Raw genomic sequence first — 24055 nt, forward strand, 5'->3', positions numbered from 1 at the left:
AGCAACGACGGTCACCCCTGTGGACCCCATTCGCCTTCCACGAACCTGCGCAACTCAGCGTAGGACCGTTCGGTTTCGGCCCACGCCTCGTCGTCGCCCCACCAGCGGCGGGTGTTGTGGTGGATATGGAACTTGCTCCAGTCGCCATCCCAGCCCGGCTGCTGGTGGGTTCCACGGATGCCGTGCAACAGCGCGTTGGCATACACCTCGGTGCCGGGCAGCGGCACGAAACGAAACAGCGACACCCGGCCGAGCATCGGCCGCAGCTCACGCAGCAGGCCGATGGTCTGCCTCGTGCTCTCGATGTCCTCGCCGGGGTAGCCGTGGATGATGAACACCTTCGCCGAGATCCCAGCGGCCGCAGTCATCTCGACCGCGGCGCGGATCTTGGCCTGAGTGGTGTTCTTCCGCATGGCCTTCAGCAGGCGTTCGCTGCCGGACTCCATCCCGTACTTGATCTCGATGCAGCCCGAGGCAGCCATCGTCTCCAGCAGTGCCCGGTCGACGGTGTCGACCCGGGACAGGGCCGACCAGCGCAGGCCCAGATCCGCGATCTGGGTGCAGATGTCGGCGACCTTGTTCTTGTTGACGATGAAGTTGTCGTCGACGATCGCGAACCCCTCGATGCCGTAGGCGTCGATCAGGTGGGCGAGCTCGGCGCGGGCGCTGGCCCCTCCGCGGTACTGCATGCGCCGCTGGGCGACCGCGCAGAACGAGCACGGGAACGGGCAGCCCCGGCTGAACATCACGTGCGCCATCCGCGCATCGGTCCCGGCGAGTCGGTCGGTCAGCACGATGTCCTCGCGCGGCAGCAAGTGCCGGGCGGGCAGCGGCAGTTGGTCGATGTCGCGCATGAGCGGGCGGGCGGGGCTGCGCACGGTCTGGCCGTCGCGCGTGAACAACACGCCCGGCACGCCGGTGAAGTCCCGGTCGTCGGCATGGTCGAGGAGTTCAAGGACGGTGCCTTCGGATTCGCCGTCCGCGACGACGTCGGCGGCGAGGTCGTGCAGAACCTCGGCCGGGTAGAAGTTGGCGTGCACACCTCCGGCCATGACCAGCGTGCCGGGGTCGAGCTTGGTCTCCTGGCGGGCCTGGAGCATCAGGCCGTAGGTGGCCGAGGAGGCCAGGCTGAAGCCGACTGCGTCGAAGCCGGTCAGGTCCAGCGCAGTGCGGCCAGGGGCGACGCGGTGTATCTCCACCTGGTGTCCGGCTGCTTCGGTCACGGCCGCCAGGTACAGCACGCCGAACGGGGGGAACTCCTTGCGCTGCTCGCGGAAGCGCGCCATGTCGTAGACCTCGGGGTAGAGCAGTGCGACCTTCACACGTCACCTCGCTCGAGGTAGGGGGTGGGGGTGGGAGGCGATCGCCGCGGTGATCTGCTCGGCGAGCGCGGCGGCGACCGCGCCGGCGTCGGCGTGGCCAATCTGGTGGATCAAGGTGGGGGTGCCGGTGGCGCGGAACAGTTCGGCGGTCTCGGCGAACAGGGCGCGCTCCACTCTCGCGGCGGCTAGATTGCCGTGGTGGAAGCGGCTGTAGGTGCCGCGCTCCCGGGCTCGGCGCAGGCACACTTCGGGGTCGCCGAGCAGGAACACGGCCAGGTCGGCGCGGCGGGCGTGTCGGTACAGGTCGGTGATGAACTCGACGTCGGCGCCGTCGAGCCGGTCCAGGACGAACGCCGAGGGGACGTACCGGTCGCACACGACCACCCGCCCGGCTTGCAACTCGGGCTCGATCACGGTGGCGATGTGGTGGTAGCGGTCGGCGGCAACCAGACACGTCAATGTCAGGCCGTGGAAGTCGCGGGTGCCGGAGCGGGCTAACGAGCCGATCGGGGAGTCGGATGGCTGGGTGGTGCGGACCGCGGACAGTCCCGATTCGGCGAGGATCCCGCACAGGAGGCGACTGCAGGTCGTCTTGCCGACACCGCTGGGGCCATCCAACGTGATGAGGAAACCTGGAAGACCATTTGAGCAGGTAGGCGGCATTGCGCTTCCCTTCTCACGGGATTTGAGTGTATGTCGAGCGGATCGCTCCGGACATGGCGGGAGAAGCGAGCTCGTAGTGGCGAGCCCAGAGCGATGTTTTCTGCCAGGGTGGTCTTCTTCCCGGCCAGATCCAGCCCGCCGGCCAGGATCCGCTCGGGCGCGGCCGTGCGGCGGTCCTGCGCGGATTGTTGTCACCGACCACCACGACCAAGCTGGCCACCTCCCTCGGGCTGGCGCCGAGCACCGTGTCGCAGCACCTCGCCGTACTCGCCTCGGCCGGCCTCGTCCGGCGCTACCGCGTCGGCCCGCGCGTCCTGTACGAACTGGAAGACACCGGCGTCGTCCTGCTTACACAACTGGGCGACTGACCTGGGCCGAAGTGGCCGTGGTCGCATGGTCGTCAGATCCCGGGTACCGCCGACTGCGGTCGGACCTCCCAGGCCGGCCGGTGGAGCTGATCGTTGTACACGATGATGTCGGCGTGGTCGGCTGGGCGGGCCGTGGCGAAGTAGAGCTGCTGGGACGGGATGTAGCGATGGCGCCAGGACCGTTCGATCTCGGCGGTGTCGGCGGCGGATCCGGCCAGTGCCGCGCTGCGGTCCCGGGCGCGATCCACCGTCTGCTCGAAGGGGACGGATACGAAGATGCGCAGGTCCCACCGGTCGATGAGTTCTGGGCGCAGGAGGAAGACGCCGTCGAAGAGCAGGACGGCGTCTGCGGGGGCGGTCGTGGCCGGCGGGGACGACGGGGTGTCGGTGTCTCTGTCGTAGACCGCGGGCTGGAACCTCCGGTCTCCGCCTGGGCCCAGCGGATCGAGCAGGACCCGGCACAGGGCGGCGCGGTCGTGGGCGTCGAAGTAGCAGCCTTCGGCTGAGTACTGGCCGCGCCGGTAGCGCTGCGCACGGGGGACGAGGAAGTCGTCGACGGTCGCGCGGATGACGGCGCGGTCCTGCGCGCGCAGGACGGCGGCGAGCTCGTCGGCCAGCGTGGTCTTGCCTGCGGCGGGCGGCCCGTCGATGGCGACCCGCAGCGGGTGCGCGGTCGCCACGGAGCTGATCGCCTCGGCCAGCCGGCTGATGAGCTCGCCGCGGGTGCCTTGGTCCATTGCTGCCTCTCTCCCGGTGCCTCTGATGAACCCCTCCCTGCCGATCACAGGTCTCAAGCATTATTCCCGTGGTCCTCCATGGGTGTCTCTCCGCACGGCGACCACGGCGACAGTGGTGTACGGCATGCTGAAGCCGCCGCCCATCTTGTCGATCAGGGCTCCGACTGTCTCCAGCACGTTGGCCAGGTCGTCGGGCGGAAGCTTGGCGATGGCACCATAGGTGGGAAGCAGTTCCAGCCACTCGTCCCGTGAGTACGTCCGCTCCCAGTCGAAGCTCACCGCCACCGCCCATGGGGTGTCGGCGTCCCTGTTCAGCCAGCCTCTGGATCTACCAGACGGTGGGCGCCGCGGCGAGCCCACCGGGACACTCGGCCATCTGCAAATGCTGCTGCGGCTAGGGTACGGGCCCGGTGCCCGCCGTGCCACGCCGCCCCCTTCACGAAGTCTTCAACACCCGGCGGTGAAGAAGTGAAGCGCTCCGGTTTCGGTGGAGATGCTGACGTGCCCGAGAACCGTCCTCACGCTTCTGTCTCTCAGGGGATGGACACCATCACTTCCGACACGCTGGTTACTATCAGTTCGCCGGCCATGCCATCATCGCCATCTTCCGGCTGCCGAATGCTGTGCCCGGCCAACGCGCCAAGGCCGTTGGAGGGATCATCATGATGCCGAAGCGGCCAGATCGTTGAGGGTGGCGTTGACGACAGGCCAGCACATGTCGACGGTGTCCCGGTCGGGCGGCTCGCCCATGCGTAGCTGTTTGTGGGGATGGACGAGGTTGCGGTAATCGCGCAGAGTGTGGCAGAACTTCTGCACGTCCACACCGATGAAGCGGTGCCGCCGGGCCAGTTCGATGAGGTCGTGGAGCGATTGCTGCTGTGGTGAGGATGAGGACTGCCGCAGCCGGGTGTGGATGGCGTCGAGGAGGACGCCTTCCAGGAGGCTACCCAGCATGATGATCGCGGCGACGTGGCAGCCGTTGTCGGTGCAGGTGCGCGCCTCATCGAGTCGCCCTTGGAGGATTTTCGCGAACTGCGGGTCTTGGACGACTTGGGACATCGTCACTTTCAGGGTGACCGGCGCGAGCGAACCAGGGGACGCCGATCCGGGTTCGCACTCGACGATGCGCGGCCGGCCCGCTGGACGTTCGACCTTGTACCCCTCGTGAACGAGAAATTCGTTGATCAGTTTGGGATCTCGGCTGCTGTGCCGGGCGGCTCGCCCATGTACTCTCTCTGGTCGCACAGGCGTAGGATGACCCGTTCGATGTCGTCGGCATGGTCGCGGCGTTCTCGGAGCCGCTGGGTGACCCACTCCAGACGGGGGCCGTGGTCATAGTCGGGAACCTCTGCCCAGCCGGCGTCCTTGAGAAACTTCGGCAGTTCGTAGCTTCGGCGCGAGTAGGGCGTGTCGTCCCCGCAGATGATGCGACCGAGCTGACGCAGGGTGTTGTCGTCAAGGCGTTCCATCGCCGCTCCTCTCTTCGTCGTCGTGCAGGATGATGGGCTGCCAGGATGAGGGCCCTGCCGGCTTGCGGGTCTGGATGACTCCAGGTTTGATGCCGCGGCTGTCGAGTTCGCGCCACAAGGGCTTCAGGGCGCGGTTGGGATCGAGGGAGAAGTCGCTTTCCCGCAGCCTCCACAACTCCCAGCCCGCACGCCGGAGCTCTTGCTCCCGGCGGATGTCGTGGCGTACCTGATCGGGGGCGGTGTGCCAGAAGCGGCCGTCGCATTCGACGCCCAGCCTGCCTTTCGCGCCGACCACCACCAGGTCGATGCGCTTGCCGCCCGCGGGCACCTGCGGCACGACGCGATAGCCGCGCTCGCGAATGCGCAGGTATACGCGCTGCTCGAACAGGGAGTCGAAAGGCCGGGTGGGGACGTCGGGGGAGACGTCTGCGGGTTCTTCTTGGCCGAACTCATTGATCGCGGGGTCGGACATCCAGGTTTGCAGCGAATATCGCAGATCGTTGTGCTTGAGACGGTGGGCCGGCGTTGAGGTGAACAGCCACATCTGATCGCGTGCTCGGCTGGCCGCCACGTTGAAGCGCTGCTGCTGGACTTTGCTGCTGGCGATCTGCGGAGGGTTCGTGACGACCATGGACAGGAGGATCACATCGCGCTGATCGCCCTGGAAGTCTGGTGGTTGCCCCCAGCGCAGGTCGTAACGTTCGATGTCGGCAGCGTCGATGTGCTCGGGAATGAGGCGATCCAGGAGGCGGACCTGCCCGTCTCCCTGAAGCACGATGACGCCGAAGGTCTTGTCGGCGTATCGCGGATCGGCGAAGAGCTTGGCCAGCGTGTCCACGATCTGCTTGGCCTCGGGCTCGTTCCTGATCCGGCGCTCGGCTCCTTCGACGTAGCCGTCTTCGACGTGCACGACCTGGAGCGGGTCGAGTCGTTCGGCGCCGAATTGGCGCAGCGGCACGAGCTTGTCGTCGTAGAACTGCCGGGAGGACCAGCCGATGATCTCAGGCATACAGCGGTAGTGATCGGTGAGCAGGACAACGTCGGGGAAGCGGGCGCGAAGCAACGCGTACAGGTTCGATTTCGGGGCGAAATCGTCACGGAAGGCACGCCGCACATCGGGAAGGTTCTGATCGATACGGTCCTGGATGGGCTTCAGCTCGCCGTGCGAGATCATCGAGGGCGTGCACTGCTGATCGTCGCCCACGACGATGACATGGGGGGCGAGCCAGAGCAGGAAGGCGGAATCGACCTGCATCTGGCTGGCCTCGTCGACGATGACGACGTCGAAGCAGTCCGGCTCGGGCCGGATGGTCTCCACCACCAGCGGCAGTGGCATGATCCACGCTGGTACCGCGTCCCGCGCGAGGGCCATGGCGTCGCGCACCCCTTGGCGATACCGCTCGGCGTAGCGCTTGCTCGTGCCCTTGCCCAGGTCGCTCACCCGGTTCTTGTAGGCCTGCAGGCCTTGGCGTTGTTCCTGCGTGATACGGGTCAGGCAGCACAGCCAGGCGTTTTCGGCGGCCAGGTCGGCGGTGATGTCACCGACGGCGCGTTCTGCTTCCTCCAGCGCGGCGGTGAGTTTGCGGTCCAGGTCGGGATCGCTGAAGCGGCGGCAGCAGGCGGCGGCCCTGCCCCAGTTCCAGGCCGCCGCAAGCTGCGACAGCCGTTCGGTCCAGTGCGGATCGGTGGGGGAGTCGGCGATGGCCGCGGCCACCGGCGCGTGCGCCGTCCGCAGCCGGTCCAGCAGAGCGTCGCATCGCCGCTGCTGATCCTTCCTTCTGATCGCGGCGGACAAGGCGTCGATGCCGTGCTCGTAGGCGTGGCTGTCCCGCTCGCCAACAGCGCGTTGCAGGGTCCGCGTCGCCGCTGCGGCGCTCTCGTTCAGCCGCGGCGTGAGCTTTCCGGCGATCACTTCCAGTTGGGTGATGGCCTGCCGGGCCACGACCTGGCGATGGCTCCACGCGATGGTGTCGAGCAGTTCGTCCCATCCCTCGGCCGTGTGGATGAGGTGGCGCAGCCGGTTGTAGCGCAGGATGGCGCCGATGTGCTGGACGGCCCCGGCGAACGACGCGATGGCGCTCAGATCAGTGGCCCGATCGCACAGGTCGGACAGCCGGGCGAGCAGGGGCCCGGGCCTCGGGGTGAGGCCGGCATGCTTCCAGTGCTCATCCAGGGTGGCGACGAGTGCGTCGGCTTCGAGATGTATGAGCAGGGCTTCGACCTGGTTGAAGGTTCGTGGTGGCTGACCGTCGACGGTGCACCCGGCCAGAAGCCGTTCCGCCTGGCGGATCAGTTTGGGTCTCATCCAGCCGCGCTCCGGCCTGTTGGCCAGGTATCGGCGCAGATCTTGTGCCGCGCTGACCATCGCTCCTGACCCCTCAGAGGACGCAGGAGCGATCGTGACCTGGCGGGCCCCGAGACCCGTCAATGCTCGCTGATGAGCTACGGCCTTTTGGGTCATCTGCTGCAGGGTCTGCCACAGCGCCTGATCTCGTTGGGACAAGGCGCAGCGCAACGCGGTGGCGCGCCAGTCGGCCTCACCCCAGACGGCGGCCCGGCCGGGCATGCCGAGCCGGTACAAGGCATCCAATGCCTTGTTGCAGTGCGCGTCGATGGCCTCCACCTGGTCGGCCGGGAGCGCTGCCAGGTGCTCGCCGAGCGCCGTGGGCATGGGTTCGTGCTCGCACGCGGTCGCGGTGACGAGCGCGCCGAATTCCGCCGGCGATGGGAGATCGGTCTCGGCGGGCAGGAACTCGTGCGAGAGCCGGATACGCTCCGGATCCGCGCCCTGGAGCAGGTCGGCGAGCTCCCGCGCTTCATCCGCCGTCAGCGGAGGCTTCGGGTGCTGCGCCGCCGAGTCCGGGAGCGGGTCGATCCAGCCGAAGCCGGCGGCCTGCCGCTGCACGGCCTCGACGATGTCAGCGCGGGTGCCCACATATCCCGGGGCCGCGCTGATCGGCAGCGTTTCGCTCTCACGCAGCTCGAAGACCTGGCCTTGCAGATGGGCCCGTTGGTGAAGCGCTTGGCTCCGTTGCTGGTGCAGCCTGGCGATGTTCTGGCGAATGTGTTCGACATCGCTACTCGCCACCCGGTCCGACACCGCAGAGATGGTACGTTCCAGCACGTCGGAGCCCTTGGCGTAGCGATGGGAGAACTGCACGCACAAGTCCCGCAGAGCGGGTGGAAGCTGGTCGCGGACCACCTTCAGGGCCTGGTCCTTCGCGCTGGTGACCAGCACTCGTTTGCCGCGTGCCAGCAACGCGGCCATGAGGTTGGCGATGGTGTGCGTCTTGCCGGTTCCGGGAGGTCCTTGGACGACGACAGCGGTGTCGTGCTGCAGGCGCTTGAGCACCGATCGCTGGGCCGCGTTGGTCGGCAGCGGGAACAGCGGATCGTCGCCAAGGAGGAGATCGGCCTGCTGGCCGGAGCTGGTGCGCCAGGCGATGCGCTCGTCTTTCTCCAGATCGAAGACCAGCTGAGCGAGGCCGAGAGGAGCGGCCACGTCCGGTTTCTCCAGCGTGTTGAGGATTTCCTGATAGCACTCGACGACGAGATCGCTGTCTCGCTCGCGCAGGATCAACGCCGGCGCGAGGGCGGTGATGTGTGTGTCGTCTGCCGGGTCCGGCCTACTCCAGGACCGGCCGAATGGAGCGGAATAGCCGAACGCGCGGGTGTGCCATTCTTCGAGCATTTCGGCCATGGCATCGGAGAGCGGGTGAGGGCCTCTTTCCCGAAGCGCTTTCCGCACAGGCTCCACTCGATCAGCGGCGAACCCATCCTCGGGTTCGAGAAACTGTCGATCCTCAAATCGCGGTATTGCTTCTGGGGCGATCTTCACGGTGATGGTGGTAGTCGCTCGGTTGATGAGAAGGTCGACGCGAACCGTGATCAGATGACGGTGGATTTTCTTCCTGTCGACAGGCGCTGAGCGCAGCAGGCCCACGCCGAGCACCGCCTCCAGGGTGTCGTCGTGCTGGCTTATCTGGCGGGCGGCGGACAGCAGGTCCTGATACAGGTCACGGCGCGGCTGCGCGCGCCGTTCGGCGTCGGCCCATCGATGCCAGAAGGGCAGCCATGCCTTATGCGCGGCCTCATGGGGACCACCAAGACCCTGCGTGATCGCGAGAGCATCGCCGGGACGGGCGTCGCCTTCGGACGGGATCAGATCGCGCAGGACAGGAGCATCACCCCACGGATCAGCGATTTGGCGAGGGTCGATGCGACCGTTCAGCAGGGGCGGCAGATCTGGCGGAGGCAGGTGAGGTTCGTAGGCCAGTTCCAGAAGAATGGTGTCGCCGTGGTCTCGGCGGACACTGACCTCCTCAGGAAGCTCGGCCAGCCACCAGACTTCGCGGTAATCACCACAGTCGCGAATCGTTCTTTTTCCGGCGCGAGCGAGATCGCGTAAGTACCTGACGAGGCCGATGGTCGTCTCGACGACCTTGGGGTCTTGGGCAGTTCTCGCGGTTGGTGGCTTCATGTGAAAGGGCACCCTTCTGACAACCCAGCCCTTCAGAATGCATGAGCACCGACATCTGCTCAAGCGCCACGGTCAAAGTGGGTGTAACGGGTGTCCGCGCGCTCCAATAGCAGCCTTCCTAATTTCAGCGTGCTCGCGCTCTACACTTACGCGGGCAACGTGATCTTACCCAACGTCGAATTCTGTGCGATCAATGGCGGAATACCCATTTACCCGAAGATGGCTATTTGACGATCGTTGGGGAGGGTGAGCGCCGAGCTCGTAGCGGCCCGCGGTCGTGCACTGAGCGGCGGTTGGAGTCCGGCATCCGGCTCCGATCGTGTCCGGCCCGCCGTCGGCGAGCTGCCGGAGCCGGAGGGGCATCGCGGGGCCATCCCGGCGGGGCGCTGTCCGGAGGGGAGTCTCACGGCTCGCGCCGGCCGACGACAGTTGTGTGCGCATAGCCCTATCACCCGGGGGCTGCCCTGCCCGGCTCCCCGGGGTATGCGGGTCCGGCTCCCGTCGGAGCTGGTCGTAAGACCGCCACCTCCCATCCGAACGCCACCGCGATCCTGGCGTCGGAGGCCACGGTGACGGCGTGGACGGCGTCCGGCAACCGGTATTCGGTGATCTGGCCGCCGGTGGACAGATCCCAGCAGCGCTGGGTGGCGTCCGATCCGCCGCTGACCAGCAGTGGACGCGGTCCATGCGCGATGGCCAGCGCCCGGACCGCCTGCGCATGACCGTCCAGAATATGGATCACACGGCCGTCGGCTACGTCCCAGATGCGGATGCGGGCGTCGTCGCCCCCGGCCACGACGACGACACGGTCGCTCACCACGGCGATGGCCACAGCGTTGACCGAGTCGCTGTCGTCTGCCAGCGTCGCTCCCAGTTGCCGGCCTGATCTCATATCCCAGAGCCGGACCGTGCCGTCATCCCCGCCGCTCGCGGCAACGGGTGTGTCCTCGACGATTCGGGCGTCGACCGCGTTGATCCAGCCGTCGTGCCCGTCCATCTCGTGGATCAGCGCGCCCGTCCGGAGATCCCACGACCGCAGCATGGCGTCGTCGCCTCCGCTGACAGCCATGCTGCGGCCGTCGGCTTCGACTGTCGCGACGGCGTTCACCATGTCCACGTGGCCCACCAACTGCCGGGCAGCATCGGGTGCGTGGACGTTCAGGCTGAGCAGGCGTGCCGAGCCGACAGCGGCCACCACCCGCAGCTCGCCTTCCACCCACGCGGGGGCGAGCGCGTGTATCTCCTGGTCGTCGTAGCCGGGGACGGGCTCTGCCGCTGCTTCGGGAGAGGGCAGCGCGCTCCATGTCGACAACAGGGCGCCGTCGTCGAGACGCCAGAGCATGATGGTGCCGTCGTGGCTTCCGCTCAGGACCGCCGTCTGCCCGCCGACATCGGTCACAGCGAGCGTTTTCACGTCGCCCGCGTGGCAGGCCTGGTCGTTGCCGGAGTCTGGCCCGCGGTCCAAGGCTTGGGCGAGGTCCCACAGCCGGACGGTTTTGTCCCCGCCGCCGCTGACCGCGACAGGACGTCCCTGGAGCGAGCCGACGCCCAACGCGCTGACCGGCTGGAAGTGGCCGCTCATGGTGTGGGGCAGGGAGCGCTGCTCTGCCAGATCCCAGAGGCTGATGGTCCCGTCGACGCCGGTGGAGGCCACGATGAACCGGCCGTCGATCTCCGTGATCACCACGGCGGAGATCGCCTGGGGTCGTGGACGGAGTTCGGCCCTCTGCGTGAGGTCCACGAGATCCCATACCTTGACGATGCCGTCGGTGCCTCCGCTGACGGCCAGAGCGGACTCGCTCGTGCTGATGACGTCCACGGCGTTGATCCAGCTGTCGTGACCGGTCAGCTCGGCGAGCTGGGCACCGCTACGGGGATCCCAGACGCGCAGCGTCCTGTCTTGACCCGCGCTCACCAGGATCGGTTCGTCGCGCACTTTCCCGCAGGCCAGGCTGGTCACCGTCATCCTGTGGCCGCGCAACTCCCTCATCAAGGTACCGTCGGCCGGGTTCCACAGCCGGATGACCCGGTCGCTTCCGCCGCTGACCACGACCGGCCGGCCGGCGATGCTCGTCCAGGCCACGGCCTCGATCATCCTGGCGGATGCGACGATCATGCCGTGCCCGGAAGCGCCGGCGCGCGCGGGCTCGCCGCTGGACAGTTCCCAGAAGTGAACGGTCCCGTCATCGCTGCCGGCGACGACGATGGGGCGGCCGTCGAGCGTGCCGGTTGCCACGCTGCGCACCACGTCCCGCGGACCGGTCATCGGCAGCCCCACGGCTTCACACGCGGCGAGATCGTACACGCGCACGGTTCCGTCGTCGCCGCCCACGATGGCGACGCAACGCTCGCCGAGCTCACCCAAGGCGATGGAGCGCACCCACCGCTCCTCCACGAAGGTGAACAGCAGCCATGACAGCCCGCCTCCCCACGCCGTCCTGCCCGACCGAACGGCGCAGGTAAAAGCCGACAGCGTCGAGAATGGACTCCACATGCCAGGCCCCCGGAGGCTCCCACCCGCCGGTGGCTTCGGGTGGCCGCGGCCGAAGCTCAGTGGCCACACTGCCGAGCAGCCGCGCCGGCAAGCCAGGCTCTTTGGCAGAGGCCAGCGCCGCCAGCACCGGACGCCGCCAGCTCTGGGCCAGATCCAGTTCGAGAATCTCTCCCAGGGTCGCCGGGATCATCGAGCGGATCCGCGCCGGTTCGACGGCGGGCGCCGCGCGGTCGCGTGATGTGAGGTAGTGAGCGAACAGCCCGGCCACCAGGAAGGCGCCTCCGCTGGTGGCGGCATTTCTTTGCGGATCGGTGAGCGCCTTCGCGATCGCCTCGCTGATCGCATGACGCACGCCGGCCGCCTCCTCGTGGCGGTAGCTCGCGCAGGCCCTCAATCTCAGCTCGACGTATTGCGTGATGTCCTGCCGGACCTGCCGGGCGGGCACGGCGTCGAGGTCGCAGATCTGACCCGCCGAGGCGGCGGCGTCCAGCAAAGGAGTGAACTCCTCCCATGCCCGCGTGCCCACGAGGACCCGGCAAGCCGGTCCTGCTGATGGGCCGCCGCGTTCCAGGCGCGCGAGTTCGAGAAGCAGCAGCCGCATCAGGTCATCCGGAGCCGCCGCCTCGTCCAGCGCGTCGAGCACCACGATGGGCGGTGGGCCGGTCGCGAAGGCATCACGGATCGCCGCGATCAACGCGGCCGCAGTCCATCCGTGAGCGTCTGCCCGCGCCAGCCGCAACTGCTTCGCGATCGATCCGGTGACCTGCCGCAGAGTCTGGCCGCGGGCATGCACCCCCGCCAGGGGAAGGCCACGTCGCGGGAGCCGGCGCGCACCGCGAATCATGGGATCGAGCGGGGCAAGGTCGTGGTGGGAGGCGCAGACCAACATGCCCAAGAGAGCCGATTTGCCGACTCCGGGCTGGCCCGTCACGACGCGCAGGGCCGCCGCGGGACGCTCGTCGTCCATCCAAGCGGCGTGCTCTGCCAGTTCCTCTTCCCTCCCCGTGAAGTACGCGGGCGGTCGAGCGAAGTGGCATGGCCCTGGCGCGCGGCGCGACCAGACAGGGTCAGTGGCACGTATGCCGGGCCCTTAATCTTCTTCCCGCCGGGCAGTCCGGCCTCGATCTGGAAGGTCTCGCCGTTCATCCGGTGCCCGGCTTCCGCGCCATCGCGGCGGTTCGCTGGGCTCGCAGTCCCGATTCTCTTCCCCCGGACCGTGCTGTGGCCCTCGCCAGGGACGAGGAATACCTCGTGCGCTACAACCTCGCACTTGCCGTTCGCGACAATTACGGCACCATTCCGCCCCGCCAGCGCGGTTCCATCGTCGACATTCTTGGACAGGACAGTTTCAGGAGTATCAGGAAGTTGCTGACATGACCGCGCTTTCGCTGGCGAGCCGCAGCCGCACGTGCCGGTCAGTTGGACCACGGTCGAGCGGCCGCTCGGACAGAACCCGTGCAGGAACGTCATGCGCGTCAAGGCAGCCTGTTCGTCTCCGGCGGACCGGCGCCCACATCGCTTGGCCATGGGCGGCCCTTGAGCGAGACGCTACTGTCCGGTATCTCAGTCCGCCAGGGAGGCGCGGCCCAGATAGGCATCGTCTCGGGCGCTGAAGACTTCCACGTTGTCCTCGTAACCGGGTAGGAAGCGGAGCCGGACAGGCGTGCCTTCCAGGCTGGCCATCCAGGAGGCGATGTAGGTACGCCCGTGCAGTCTGATGCCGCTTGCCGTGATGCGGCGGTCCTGAGCCTCGGCATCCAGGAGCAGCATGTCAATATCGGCCCGGTCAGCGTGGCGAATGGGGGCCGGGTCGGCATCCCATGCCTCGGCGGGAGACTTCCCCTGTGCGCCGCTGACGTGCTTGGTGTTCCACCAGGTGACCCACTCAAGGAGGCGGGTGACGAAGTCAGCAAAGGCCAAGGGTGGTGCGTCGGCTTCGACAGGCGCGCCGCTCATCCTTTGCCCGGCCTCTCTGTAACCGGGCAGCGTGGAGAAGAACATCCGCTGTGCAGCGCCGTTCACTGTTTCGATGACCATCTTCTGGTGCGGCTGGTAGGGAGGCAGGCACTCCACGGTAACCCCGAGCTGATCGAGCACCGACCGCAGGGGTTCGGACAGGAAATCCTTCCCGCGGTCGACACAGATGCGCTCAGGTATCCCGCCGAAGGGCAAGGGCTGCTCGTCGGTCAGCATCGCGCTGCGCAGAGCGACCAGCACAGTGGACCGGCAGGGAGCCTCGGGGCCGACCGCCAGTCCGCAGATAGCTGCGTGTGCGCGATCGACGAACCAGGTGATCCAGGGGCTGCACGTCTTCCCATCAAGGCTAACCTCGACCGGCACCTGGAGATGGTCGCCTTCCCACACCGCATTGCGATGCGCGCCGGTCGGGTTCGCGGCGCCTGCTTGGCGGCTCACCAATTTCTCCACTGGCTAGTGACGATGCTGGCCAGCAAAGCGCGCTGCAGGGTGGCCGAGCTGGGAGCGAGATGACCGCCGGCATTGCTCTGCTGAACCAGCTCCCGGTGTAACGCTGCGGCATTACCCCGCCAGGCGGCGTACCTGGCGCGGATCTCTGGCGTGACCTCGAAGACGGCTCCACCACGCCGTCCGGTACGCCCGTCCCAGTCACGGGGCCGTCGTCGTGACGCTCGACCGTCTGCTGTCGTCGAATCCATTCGCCCTCCCGTTTCTTGAAGCTGCCCCAAAAGGATGGGGGTCCTTCCTGAACTCCGTGGAAGAGATATACACGCCCTTACGCCACATTCAACCTACGAAGTATATACCTCGACCACAATTCTCCACACATCTTTTCTTGATTTTATCCGACCACGTTCGGACATGAATGCGAGGGCGCGGAGCCAATCCAATATGAAATATAAATTCATTCACCTTTCGATGGATGAATGGGCCGCAGGCAAAGCCCGTGCGACGACCTCAACGCGACATCACTTGCGAACGTGAGCGTTATTGATCCTTTGTGTGGAGCGGCCATGGGAATCTCCGGGAATGCGATCCGCGACAAGCCCGAAGATCGGCGCATGCAGGTCATCTGCCAGGTTCGGCCGGCGGCCAGCTGGGCCCGCATCAGAGCCGTTCCTGCAGCCCGATACCTCACCGGTGAGGAGCTGTACCTCGTGCGTCCCCTGAAAACGTCACGAGCGTGGATCTCGGCGACAATCACAGCGGCTACTGCGGGCGTAGCCGGTCCAGCACATATCTCAGAACGTCCTCATCGAGGATGGGGCGCTGGAGCTGTTCGAGGGCGCGCGCTGCATCCGCCGTGAGGTGAGCCCAGGCCCGCCAGTTGCCGTGGGCGGCCTTTCGGTCGGCCAGCTCGATGAGCGCGGGGTCGGCATCGGCCCAGATCGGGTGGTAGATCGGGATCGCATCCAGCACTTCGACCAGGGGCATCCTCTTGAATCCCCGCCAGAGCGCGATGCGCGAGACCATCATCGGGCTACGTGTCGGCGCCAGTACCTCAAGGTAGTCCGCCTCGCCCACGAAGACGATCGCCGTGTCGGTGTCGCGGTTGTCCCAGAGAAAACGCCACCACTCAAAGCAGTGGGCCGTGAGGTTGTGTGCATCGTCACATACCAAAACACGGAACTTCTCCGCCAGCGCCGTCGTGAGCAGCTTGTCGTACTCCCGTGGTCCCCACGGCCTGGGTCCTTGCAGCCCCAGAGCGTCGAAAAGTCCATGGCGCAGGCTGGAGGCGTCAGCGCAGCACGACACGTAAATGCTATCCCCGGGGGCGAGGTGACGCACAGTGGCGTTCACCATGGTCGTCTTGCCGACGCCGGAATCGCCGTACAGGCATGCCATAGCCCGCTCCTCGAGAACGAACCGCAGGTCGGCATGCGTCAGATGGAGAGCTTCGGTAGCCACGAGATTGGCGCCGTCGGGCTGTTGCAAGTGATCGTTTCCGTCGTCGGGTGGGGGCACGTTGCCTGTGGTCATGACGAGTCCTCATGCTTGCTGGCAGGAGTGTGCTGGGCGGTCTGGGCAGGTGCCGTAAGGGAGGTGATCCGAGACAGCGCGCCCGGGACGATCGCCGCCCGTGAAGCCCAGCCCTTCGGCTTGGGCCCGGCGGGTCATCGTGTTCGGCAGCCGCGGACAGGTGCTGTCGTGGCGGGTCATAACGGACGCTGTGTCGCTGGACAGCGGGAACTTGTCGCAGCGAGACCTGCATCGCGGGGGCGGAACTACGTGCACCACGCCAAGCCATGCGGGGACCAGCAACTCCGCCAACCAGGCATGGCAGGTTGAGCTCTTCAGAGGGGCCAACCGATAGCCGGCGACCGGACACGTGGACCAGTACCGGGGTCGTTTCCTGCCCGCCAGCAGACACAGGTGAGGAAGCTGGCCTCGCCGTGCCACCCCGGCCCGGCACAGACGCGGACCCCCGGCGACGGTCACACCGGCCATCGCGGGCAGAGCCTGTCCAGCGCCCACCGCAGAACGTCCTCATCGACGGTCCGGCGCTGGAGCTGTTCTAGCGCGTTCACTGCATGCGCGGTGAGGTAGGCCCAGACACGCCAGTTGCCGTGAGCAATCCGTCGGTCGGCCAGCTTGATGACCTTAGCGTCGGCATCGGCCCAGATCGGATGGTAGGCCGGGATCACCCGCAGCACTTCGGCCAGGGTCATCCTCTTGAACTCCTGCCAGAGCAGGATGCGCGCGGGCTCCCGCGCCAGCACCTCGAAGCAGTCCGCGCGGCCCACAAAGACGATTGCCGTCTCGGTGTGGCGGTCGTCCCACAGATGACACCACCACTCAAAGCAGTCGGCCGGCAGCCAGTCCGCGTTGTCACACACCACGACCCGGGACCTCTCCGCCAGCGTCGTCTTGAGCAGATTGTCGCACTCCCGGGAATTCCTCGGCCGGGGTCTTTGCAGACCTAATGCATCGAAGAGTCCATCACGCATACGGCGAGGGCGGCAGTCCGACATGTGGACGGTCTCCTCGGGGGCGAGATAGCGCAGGGCGGCGTTCACCATCGCTGTCTTGCCGAGGCCGGAATCACCGTACATGCATGCCATGGCGCGCTCTTCGAGGGCCATTTTCAGGTTGGCGTATGTCATCTGGAGGGCTTCGGTAGCCACGACGTCGCCGCCGTCTGGCCGCGCACAGTGATCGTTTCTGTCGTGAGGTGGGGGCGCGCTGCCTGTGGTCATGACCAGTCCTCCTGTTCATCGGAAAGAGCGTGCTGCGCGGCTCAGGCCGGCGCTGCGCAGGTTCAAGATCTCAGGCAGCGCCCCGCAGAACCCCGCGCCCGTTCGTCCGCGACTTCGGCGTGAGCCTTGGCAGGTCATCGCGTTCGGCAACCGCGGACGGGTCTGGTGACGTCTCATAGTGGACACTGCGTTGCTGGGCAGCAGACTGGAGCGCCTGGCGGCCATTGTGGCCAGCGACGCGCTTGCTACGCCGGCGGTGGCCCCATCGTCCTTGGACGCTCTTACCCTTTTGCGTCGTTCTTGGAGGCCATCATGTGGTTGCCCAGCACTCTCACACCGGTGTACGGACAGACGCTCAGCCCTTGGAGGCGCTGCCTAACTCGGGAGGCCTGGCCGGTCGGACCGCGACCGCGTCCCCGGCTATTGGCCGTTTACGCGCGAAAGGCCTTCACCGCGTCGCCGGTGTGCGACGGTAGACGCGCCTGGACGTGGGAGGCCAGCCGTAGCGACCATTCCTGCGGCGCATAGCATCATCCCCGGCCAGAATGATGCCCGCCATGGTGATGAGCCGCAAGTGGGTGAGTACCTCGGCATCACCCGCCGCCCCTCGGCCCTCGCACAGGGAAGGTTGAGGGCAATGTTGGCGGCTCGATGCGCCAGCCTCTTGATGATCGTCATGGGGGTCTGCCTGTTCGCCAGCTCGCGCCCAGTGGACCGGCCCCTGGTGAACTGCGGAGGCCCTCGCTTGCCTGCAGGTGTAGCCGCCCCGGACCACTTGACCCGCTCCCAGTCAGATGCGGGGGAAGCGTTTGCGAAGACGTTCTCCGCGCTACCCGCATGCAGGACCGGATGGCGTGCTCACTCCGATCGAGAAGACAGGGCACCATCTGGATATGCTCGACGCTCAGGCGGCCTTGTTCCTGCAGCGTGAGCATGCGTCGCACCATGGACATGGCCAACGCACCCTTGTGGACCGCGAATTCGATGCCTGCTGATTCACTGACCGTCCCGGCCATCTGCTCCCCTCCCCGCGCCCGAGAATGAATCGTGTGCTTTGAAGAACAGAACGTACGCTTTAACCATCTTCCAGCGCAGCATACGCCGCACGGAAAGATTGTCCAGTCGTTCTGGGATTATCTTCGGCCGGCGCGGCAGAGGAAACCCCATGCGCCATCTGCTGATGACGAAACTAAGTCATATTCATCTTTCATCCGGGCGGGCGACGCAGGAGCATTCCCCGGCAGTACGCGAAGCGTAGAACTATTCATCTTGCGTCGCACTTCCCGGATTGCGTATGGGCGAGCCTTGACTACGTAGGCGGCGGCCGAGCGGTGATTCTCCTGGCGGTTCTGTGCCCCGCTCATGCCGTCGGCTGACGCGATCAGGCGACGGCACGGAGGGTCGGATCCGTCTCAGCACACCTGGGTAGGGCGACGGGTTGCCGTCCACGCCTCGATGTGTCCAGCGTCGCGCGCGAGGCCTCTCCCTGGTCTGTCAAGTGGTAGCTGACATGTGTCGGCGGCCCCTCGTCCACCATGCGCTGTACCAGCCCGGGACCGGCCAGTTGGCGCAAGCGGACAGCGAGCACACGACGGGAACGGCCGGGCACCCCGCGGGCCAGCTCACTGAAAACGGGCTTCCCCCTGGCACAGGACGTAGAGTACCTGCAAGATCCAGCGGTGGCTCAGCAGGTCGATCGCATCCGCTGTAGCGGCGGGCAAGAGCGGCTGGTGGCTCACAGGGAGCAATTCTTCTGAAACAGTAGCGCGATCGTCACCCAAGGTGTTCACTTCCATATGAGTTACTTCAGATAACGAGGCGATCAGAAATTCCTCGCGAGAAACCCTCGCAGTGTTGGCGGCTGCCGATGAGACCAGCGTAGCCATCAATGCCGTGTCATAGTGGCGTGCTTGCGAGGCTCCGTGAAGGTACCTGTGGGGCATCGATGGGCAACGCGTCTCCGTTCTCGACCACGCCAACCGCATTACATCGCAACAGCATCTGGCACATTGATCTGGCGCAATTGCCCATCGAAGCCGAGGCTGGCGGCGATGTGTTGACGCCATGGACCATCCGGCTGGTGGACGCCGCCACGCGGGGCATCTGCGGAACCGTCACCACGCCGGGCACGTCATGCCGGGCCGATGTGCTCGCCGCCTTACGTGCGGCACTGCTGCAGCACGAGCCGTATGAGCCGATGGGAGATCTCCCCCGGCATGTCCGACTCGCCCGAAGCAATGACACCACCACGCGCACAGTGGTGACCGACGCGTTGTGCACCTTGAATGTTCGGGTCGAACCGCCATTGGCCGTGCCATTCGCGCAGGTGGTAGACAAGATCCTGGCGTGGACCACTCGCTGGAATACCGCCTGCCCGCAGCCGGCGCTCGGTGGCCGCACCCCTCGCAGGCCTGGGAGGACGACCCCGCGCCCGTCACCAGCATCGCCCCGGACCTCTTGTGGACCTTCACCATCACGACCAACGTGGTCACCGCCATCACTGGGCAGGGCGTGACCTGGCATGGGCACCCCTACATGGCACCCTGGATGGCGGACAAATGCGGGGCCCGGGTGTACATTCTGCATACCTCACGACGATCGGGAGATCGTGGTGTGCGACGTCGTCTCCCATGCTTATCTGGGCCAGCCTTTTCTTCCTGATCATGACGGGCTCCCTTAACGCGGCCCTCTGCCGACAGCCAGATGCTTTCGCACAGCGACGAACACCGTCCGGCCTGAGCTTCCCGGTCCTCGGCAAGGCCGACCGACATCCCCGTTCCGCGATGAACGCTGGGCATCGATGTGCTGACGAGGTGACGATGAGTCTCAATGACGTCGACCGGCAGCAGCGACGGCTGCGCCCGTCGCCCCCTCTTGATGGGGATGGGCAGGATGAGCTGCGCGCTCTGGCTGGCGCACATCTGACAACCCGCCTGCCCGCCCCGGGTACCGCCGCGCCGGCGCAAACCCTGGATGAGCTCTCGCTCCTGCTCTGCCGGGCGTCACGAGCAGTGCGCGATGCCACCGTGGAGTGGCTGTCGGCCGAGCCACTGTCCGCGGCGACTCGTACGCGGTACCGGCGCGTGATCAGTTGGTGGTTGTGGTGGTCCAACCGACGTCGCCTGTGGCCTGAGGAGTGTTCCGCCCTCGATGCCGACCTGTACGACGCGGCGATGCGTAGCGCGCGATGGAGTGAGAACACTCGGGCTGAGCACATCACCGCGCTGTCGTCCTGGTACGGCTTGCTCTACCGGCGCGAGCTGGCCCCGCACAATCCCTTCGCCGGGCTGCGGCGGCCCCGCCCGCTGCCCTCACACGTCCCGCTTCTCACCCACGAGCAACTGATCTGTCTTCTGAGCCACGCCGTGTTACACGAGAGCGTCCGCATCCAGGCGATCATGTTCGTGGTGATCTCCGCCAACTGCGACGAAGACGGCCTGGCGATGCTGGCCCTGCAGGACGTCGTCAGGGCTGGCAGAGATCGCATTCTCAACATGCCTGCAGCGGGCGGATCCCACGCGGTCCTGCTGCCGCCCTGTCCAGCACACATCCTGGATGGCTACCTGACGGTGCGCGGCTCTACGCCCGGGCCGCTGTTCCTCACGCGTGCCGGCGCCCCCTTGAAGATCAAGGACACCACTGAACAAGTCCGGCGTGTAGCGCGAGCGGCAGGAATCGATCACGCCGCCTCACTGACCCTCGAGCTCATCCGGCACAGTGCCGAGGCTCCCCATCCGCCAAGGCGCAAGCCACGGCGAGCCACCCTCGCCCTACCTGGGTTCCCGGCCCCCGTCTACCGCTCCGGCGAGATCCTGCTGTGTCGGCGTATTGCCACAGAGGTCGCACGCCGCCGCGTCACGCGGAACAAGCATTGACGCGCTCTCCAGCGTGAACGCCGAAGTTTCAGCCCGCCCCCGCTGCGCCGCTTCTGCGACTTCCTGCTTCACCGACCTGCGCCACCGCAGTATTCGCATCACGTTTCCATAGGCTTCGGATCCATCAACCCCATTCCCTCTGGCGGTACCTGACACGGTCGACGCACCAGGCGCCGATCCGCTGCGCGAGCTGGTCCGCTTCACCCCACGTGAAGGCCGAGCACTATCCGCCTTATCTGGGGTTGCTTGCCTCTTCTCGCAGGTCAAAGCAAGATGATCTTTTCAGGCATGTAAGGCACGTTGACCGGCTTTGCTGGCGTGTCGCAGGGATGGCGGCTGTGTTCTCGCGTGCCTTGGCATGGTGGGCGCAGCGTCCGCGCCGCTTCCGCCAGGAGCCCTCAGATGATCGCAGTCGATGGGGCGAGATCAGACAGGCGCTGGAGCGGTCGGAAGCCGGAGAGGGCCCCGTCCATCGGCCGTGATCGCGGCGGGACCGCCCGGGGCCTTCAGCGGAAGGAGCGGCGGTAGGCGGCCGGGGTGGTGCGCAGGGCGGTGTGGAAGCGGCGGCGGAGGTTGACCGCCGAGGAGAGGCCGACGCGGGTGGCGATGGTCTCGACGGGCAGGTCGGTCTCCTCCAGCAGGGCGCGGGTGGCGGCCAGGCGGCGTTCCAGCAGCCAGCGGGCGGGTGGGACGCCGAGCTGGTCGGCGAATTGGCGGGTGAGGGTGCGGGGGGAGACGCCCGAATGGGCGGCCATGTCCTCGACGGTGATCTGGTCGGGCAGGCGCGAGAGGAGCCATTCGAGCAGGGGGGCCAGGGAGTCCGGCATGGGGCCGGTGGTGGGGAGGGGAGGGTACTGGCGCTGGCAGCCCTCGCGGTGCGGACCGGCGGCGAGCTGGCGGCCGATGCGCATGGCGTGGGCCGCGCCGTACTCCTGGAGGATCTGGTGAAGGCAGAGGTCGAGGGTGGCGGCCGAGGCCCCGGCGGTGGCGACGTCGCCGTGATCGACGTAGATGACGGTGTCGTCGGGGATGACGCGGGGGTGGCGGGCGGCGAGTTCGCCGGAGAGTTCCCAGTGGACGGAGGCGCGGCGGCCGTCCAGGAGGCCCAGGGCGGCGGGGATGAAGATTCCGGCGCAGACGGCGACGATGCGGGCGCCTCGGGCATGGGCTTGGGACACCGCGTGGAGTACGGCGGGCGAGGGGGTGAGGGTCCAGCCCGCGATGACCACGGTGGCGGCGTCGTGGAGGGCTTCGAGGCCGCTGTCTACCTGGATGGGGACGCCGAGGGTGGTGGGGAGGGAGCCGGGGTGTTCGGCGCACAGGCTGAAGGTGTAGTGCTGGGGGATGTCGGGGCCGTGGTAGCCGAAGACGGCTGAGGCGGAGGTGACGGGGTAGAGCTCCTGGTTCGGGGCGACCAAGGCCACCACGCGATGCGGGCTGGGGGGCATCGGGGGCGTTTCCGGGCAATCCAGGGGCATGGCGCAAATGTACCCAATGATGACTTTTGGGACACCGGTGCTCTGAGCTGGAAAAATCCAGAATTGGGGCTCATGTGGACGAGGAGCTTCACCCTCTACTTCGGGGCCCGCACGGTCTCGCTGCTCGGTGACGCGATGATGCCCGTCGCCTCGGCGCTGGCGATCGGGAAAGTCTATGGGATCGCGGGCGTCGGCTACGTGCTCGCGCTCTGGACCGCGTCGGCTGTGCTGGTCATGTTGTTCGGCGGGGTTGTCGCCGACCGGATCGGCGCCCGGCGCTTGATGATCGGCGCCGACGTGGTCAGGATCGTCACTCAGGGGGTCGTGGCTGTCACCTTCTTGGATGGTGCTCCGCCGTACGCCCTGTTGCTGGTGATGGCGTTCTTGTCGGGCACGGCCGCCGGGATGTTCGAACCGGGCGTCAACGGTATGGTCCCTCTGGTTGCCGAAGATCCGCAGCGGGCCAACGCGACGCTGAAGATCGCCGAGGCGGTCACCCATCTGGCGGGTCCCGCACTGGCTGGAGTCCTCATCGTCGCCGTCGGGCCGGTCTTCGTCTACACGGTGGACGCCGCGACGTTCCTGGTCAGCGGGGTGTGCCTGCTGCTGGTCCGGGTCACCGTACCCAGGCCGGAGCCCTCCGACGTGCTGAGCGACCTGCGCAGGGGCTGGGAGGAGTTCACGGCCAGGAGCTGGATGTGGTCGGTCATCCTGGTCTGGGTGTTCTGGGGCGTTCTGGTGGTCGGGCCGTACGTGCCGCTGTCGTCGCAGGTCATCGGGGCCGACTACGGCTGGGTGATGGCGGCGCTCGGCCTCGGCACTGTGCTGGGCGGGCTGGTGGCGATCAGGCTCAGGCCGCGCAGGCCGCTGGCGGCCGGGGCGGTGGCGCTGAGCGGGTACGTGGCGGTGCCGCTGACGGTCGCGCTCGGGCTGCCGCTGCCACTGCTGATGGCCGGGCACCTGCTCGGGGGGTGCGCGTGGGCGTTGTGGTCGGTGATGTGGTCGACCAGCGTGCAGACGCAGGTCGCGCCGGACGTGCTGAACCGGGTCAACGCCTACCAGGTGGCCGGGTCGGTCGCGGGCATGGCAGTGGGGCAGGCGCTGGCCGGTCGGGTCACCACGCTGGTCGAACCGCGTGCCTTCATGCTGGGGTCGGCGGTGGTGGCGGTCGGTGTGGTGGCGGCGCTGCTGTTGATCAAGCCGGTCAGGCGGCTGGGCCGGGAACCTCAGGAGGCCGCAGGCCAATCGATCCCGGTCTCGGCCAGCTTGTTGACGTAGCTGGTCATCGTCTGCGGGGCGACGAGCGTGGTGATCTCCAGCACCCGCTGGTCGGTCCAGCCCGCCGCGCGGGCCATCACCGTCCGGTGCTGGTCGTCCTCGCCCGCGTCGAACCCCGCAGGCACAAAGCGCAGATACTTCGGCTGGCTCAGCGCGTTAACCAGCGTTGGCGGCACCCACCCCTGCAGGCAGCACCACGGCAGGAACTCCCGACCGTCCCCATGATCGCGTTCGCGGTGGCTTCGCTGCGATACCCCGCCGCCGCCCCCGGCCTACGCGACCGCGCCAGCATCGGCTCGTCCACCAGCCAGAGCATCATCGCCATCAGCTGCGCCAGGCTCGGGCTCGACCAGTCCATCCCGTGGCCCAGGCAGTACCACAAGTACAAGGCGATCCGGCCGGCGTACGTCTTCTCGGTGTTGAACGCCCGACCCGCCGCGCGCGGCCCCACTAGGTACGCGCACGCCTCGACATGCAGCCCGAGGTCCTCGTCGATCACCACCCACGACACCGACTCGTCGGCGGCCATCGCCTGCTCAGGCCGCTAATGCCGAGGCAGTGCACCTGACATGACTGACATGCCTGAAGACCCCTGAATACTGTGAAGGCAAGTACGCTCCCACGTACCTTGCCTGACATAACTGACTACTAAAAGTCACCCAAGATAACCGACGATTACGGTAGCGTCAGCCCTTCTTGCCACACTGCCTACGCCTC

General features: G+C 67.0%; 22 protein-coding genes. 5 read left to right on the top strand and 17 right to left on the bottom strand.

What is annotated here, in order from left to right; all coding sequences use genetic code 11:
* Positions 1-11: 11 nt before the first annotated feature.
* Together ACTMTI_RS51280 and ACTMTI_RS51285 are read right to left on the bottom strand one after the other, a co-directional pair.
* Positions 12-1322 carry a B12-binding domain-containing radical SAM protein gene (locus ACTMTI_RS51280; RefSeq protein WP_441128196.1) on the bottom strand — a complete coding sequence of 437 codons (1311 nt, stop codon included), beginning with the start codon at positions 1320-1322 and terminating at the stop codon, positions 12-14.
* A 3-nt stretch (positions 1323-1325) separates the two neighbouring features.
* A complete protein-coding gene (locus tag ACTMTI_RS51285) occupies positions 1326-1940 on the bottom strand; it encodes a dTMP kinase (RefSeq protein ID WP_441128197.1) in 615 nt (204 codons plus the stop codon).
* Positions 1941-2161: 221 nt separating this feature from the next.
* On the opposite strand from ACTMTI_RS51285, the gene ACTMTI_RS51290 reads away from it, so the two are divergent.
* Entirely contained in the window at positions 2162-2353 is a 192-nt protein-coding gene (locus ACTMTI_RS51290) for an ArsR/SmtB family transcription factor (RefSeq protein ID WP_441128226.1), read from the top strand.
* Between the two features lie 32 nt (positions 2354-2385).
* On the opposite strand, the gene ACTMTI_RS51295 is transcribed toward ACTMTI_RS51290, so the two are convergent.
* From ACTMTI_RS51295 to ACTMTI_RS51325, 7 genes are all read right to left on the bottom strand, one after another.
* Positions 2386-3090 carry a cytidylate kinase family protein gene (locus ACTMTI_RS51295; protein ID WP_441128198.1) on the bottom strand — a complete coding sequence of 235 codons (705 nt, stop codon included), beginning with the start codon at positions 3088-3090 and terminating at the stop codon, positions 2386-2388.
* Positions 3091-3150: 60 nt separating this feature from the next.
* On the bottom strand, positions 3151-3375 hold the full coding sequence (locus ACTMTI_RS51300; protein ID WP_441128199.1) for a hypothetical protein: 225 nt from the start codon (positions 3373-3375) through the stop codon (positions 3151-3153).
* Positions 3376-3750: 375 nt separating this feature from the next.
* Entirely contained in the window at positions 3751-4149 is a 399-nt protein-coding gene (locus tag ACTMTI_RS51305) for a DUF4145 domain-containing protein (RefSeq protein ID WP_441128200.1), read from the bottom strand.
* A 125-nt stretch (positions 4150-4274) separates the two neighbouring features.
* A complete protein-coding gene (locus tag ACTMTI_RS51310) occupies positions 4275-4559 on the bottom strand; it encodes a hypothetical protein (RefSeq protein WP_441128201.1) in 285 nt (94 codons plus the stop codon).
* Entirely contained in the window at positions 4546-9039 is a 4494-nt protein-coding gene (locus ACTMTI_RS51315; RefSeq protein ID WP_441128202.1) for an AAA domain-containing protein, read from the bottom strand. The genes ACTMTI_RS51310 and ACTMTI_RS51315 overlap by 14 nt, the downstream gene beginning before the upstream one ends.
* A gap of 448 nt (positions 9040-9487) precedes the next feature.
* Positions 9488-11419, bottom strand: coding sequence for a WD40 repeat domain-containing protein (locus ACTMTI_RS51320; RefSeq protein ID WP_441128203.1), 1932 nt, complete (start codon positions 11417-11419; stop codon positions 9488-9490).
* Positions 11397-12614 carry an AAA family ATPase gene (locus tag ACTMTI_RS51325; RefSeq protein WP_441128227.1) on the bottom strand — a complete coding sequence of 406 codons (1218 nt, stop codon included), beginning with the start codon at positions 12612-12614 and terminating at the stop codon, positions 11397-11399. The genes ACTMTI_RS51320 and ACTMTI_RS51325 overlap by 23 nt, the downstream gene beginning before the upstream one ends.
* Here ACTMTI_RS51325 and ACTMTI_RS51330 point away from each other — a divergent pair.
* Entirely contained in the window at positions 12569-12910 is a 342-nt protein-coding gene (locus ACTMTI_RS51330; protein WP_441128204.1) for a hypothetical protein, read from the top strand. The two genes, ACTMTI_RS51325 and ACTMTI_RS51330, sit on opposite strands and share 46 nt — an antisense overlap.
* A gap of 186 nt (positions 12911-13096) precedes the next feature.
* On the opposite strand, the gene ACTMTI_RS51335 is transcribed toward ACTMTI_RS51330, so the two are convergent.
* The 3 genes from ACTMTI_RS51335 to ACTMTI_RS51345 all read right to left on the bottom strand — a co-directional run bounded on the left by ACTMTI_RS51335 (position 13097) and on the right by ACTMTI_RS51345 (position 16707).
* Positions 13097-13948: a Mu transposase C-terminal domain-containing protein gene (locus tag ACTMTI_RS51335; RefSeq protein WP_441128205.1), complete on the bottom strand. Its 852-nt coding sequence runs from the start codon at positions 13946-13948 to the stop codon at positions 13097-13099.
* Positions 13949-14719: 771 nt separating this feature from the next.
* A complete protein-coding gene (locus ACTMTI_RS51340) occupies positions 14720-15490 on the bottom strand; it encodes an AAA family ATPase (protein WP_441128206.1) in 771 nt (256 codons plus the stop codon).
* Between the two features lie 455 nt (positions 15491-15945).
* A complete protein-coding gene (locus ACTMTI_RS51345; RefSeq protein WP_441128207.1) occupies positions 15946-16707 on the bottom strand; it encodes an AAA family ATPase in 762 nt (253 codons plus the stop codon).
* An 854-nt stretch (positions 16708-17561) separates the two neighbouring features.
* Between ACTMTI_RS51345 and ACTMTI_RS51350 the strand changes: the two genes are divergently transcribed.
* On the top strand, positions 17562-17702 hold the full coding sequence (locus tag ACTMTI_RS51350) for a hypothetical protein (RefSeq protein ID WP_441128208.1): 141 nt from the start codon (positions 17562-17564) through the stop codon (positions 17700-17702).
* Positions 17703-18088: 386 nt separating this feature from the next.
* Here ACTMTI_RS51350 and ACTMTI_RS51355 read toward each other — a convergent pair whose 3' ends face one another.
* Positions 18089-18316: a winged helix-turn-helix transcriptional regulator gene (locus tag ACTMTI_RS51355; RefSeq protein WP_441128209.1), complete on the bottom strand. Its 228-nt coding sequence runs from the start codon at positions 18314-18316 to the stop codon at positions 18089-18091.
* 13 nt (positions 18317-18329) lie between these two features.
* Positions 18330-18593 (bottom strand): hypothetical protein, encoded by a 264-nt coding sequence (locus ACTMTI_RS51360; protein ID WP_441128210.1) that lies wholly within the window; start codon positions 18591-18593, stop codon positions 18330-18332.
* Positions 18594-19337: 744 nt separating this feature from the next.
* On the opposite strand from ACTMTI_RS51360, the gene ACTMTI_RS51365 reads away from it, so the two are divergent.
* Positions 19338-20582 carry a tyrosine-type recombinase/integrase gene (locus ACTMTI_RS51365; protein WP_441128211.1) on the top strand — a complete coding sequence of 415 codons (1245 nt, stop codon included), beginning with the start codon at positions 19338-19340 and terminating at the stop codon, positions 20580-20582.
* Positions 20583-21088: 506 nt separating this feature from the next.
* Here ACTMTI_RS51365 and ACTMTI_RS51370 read toward each other — a convergent pair.
* Complete coding sequence (locus ACTMTI_RS51370; protein WP_441128212.1) at positions 21089-22060, bottom strand: GlxA family transcriptional regulator; 972 nt, start codon at positions 22058-22060, stop codon at positions 21089-21091.
* 72 nt (positions 22061-22132) lie between these two features.
* On the opposite strand from ACTMTI_RS51370, the gene ACTMTI_RS51375 reads away from it, so the two are divergent.
* Entirely contained in the window at positions 22133-23338 is a 1206-nt protein-coding gene (locus ACTMTI_RS51375; protein ID WP_441128213.1) for an MFS transporter, read from the top strand.
* On the opposite strand, the gene ACTMTI_RS51380 is transcribed toward ACTMTI_RS51375, so the two are convergent.
* Entirely contained in the window at positions 23287-23463 is a 177-nt protein-coding gene (locus tag ACTMTI_RS51380; protein WP_441128214.1) for a hypothetical protein, read from the bottom strand. The two genes, ACTMTI_RS51375 and ACTMTI_RS51380, sit on opposite strands and share 52 nt — an antisense overlap.
* A 23-nt stretch (positions 23464-23486) precedes the next feature.
* The gene (locus ACTMTI_RS51385) at positions 23487-23867 is read right to left on the bottom strand and encodes a hypothetical protein (protein WP_441128215.1); all 381 of its coding nucleotides are present in this window, start codon (positions 23865-23867) and stop codon (positions 23487-23489) included.
* Positions 23868-24055 lie beyond the last annotated feature (188 nt).

This window comes from Nonomuraea sp. H19, from assembly GCF_052068215.1.
Taxonomy (GTDB): domain Bacteria; phylum Actinomycetota; class Actinomycetes; order Streptosporangiales; family Streptosporangiaceae; genus Nonomuraea.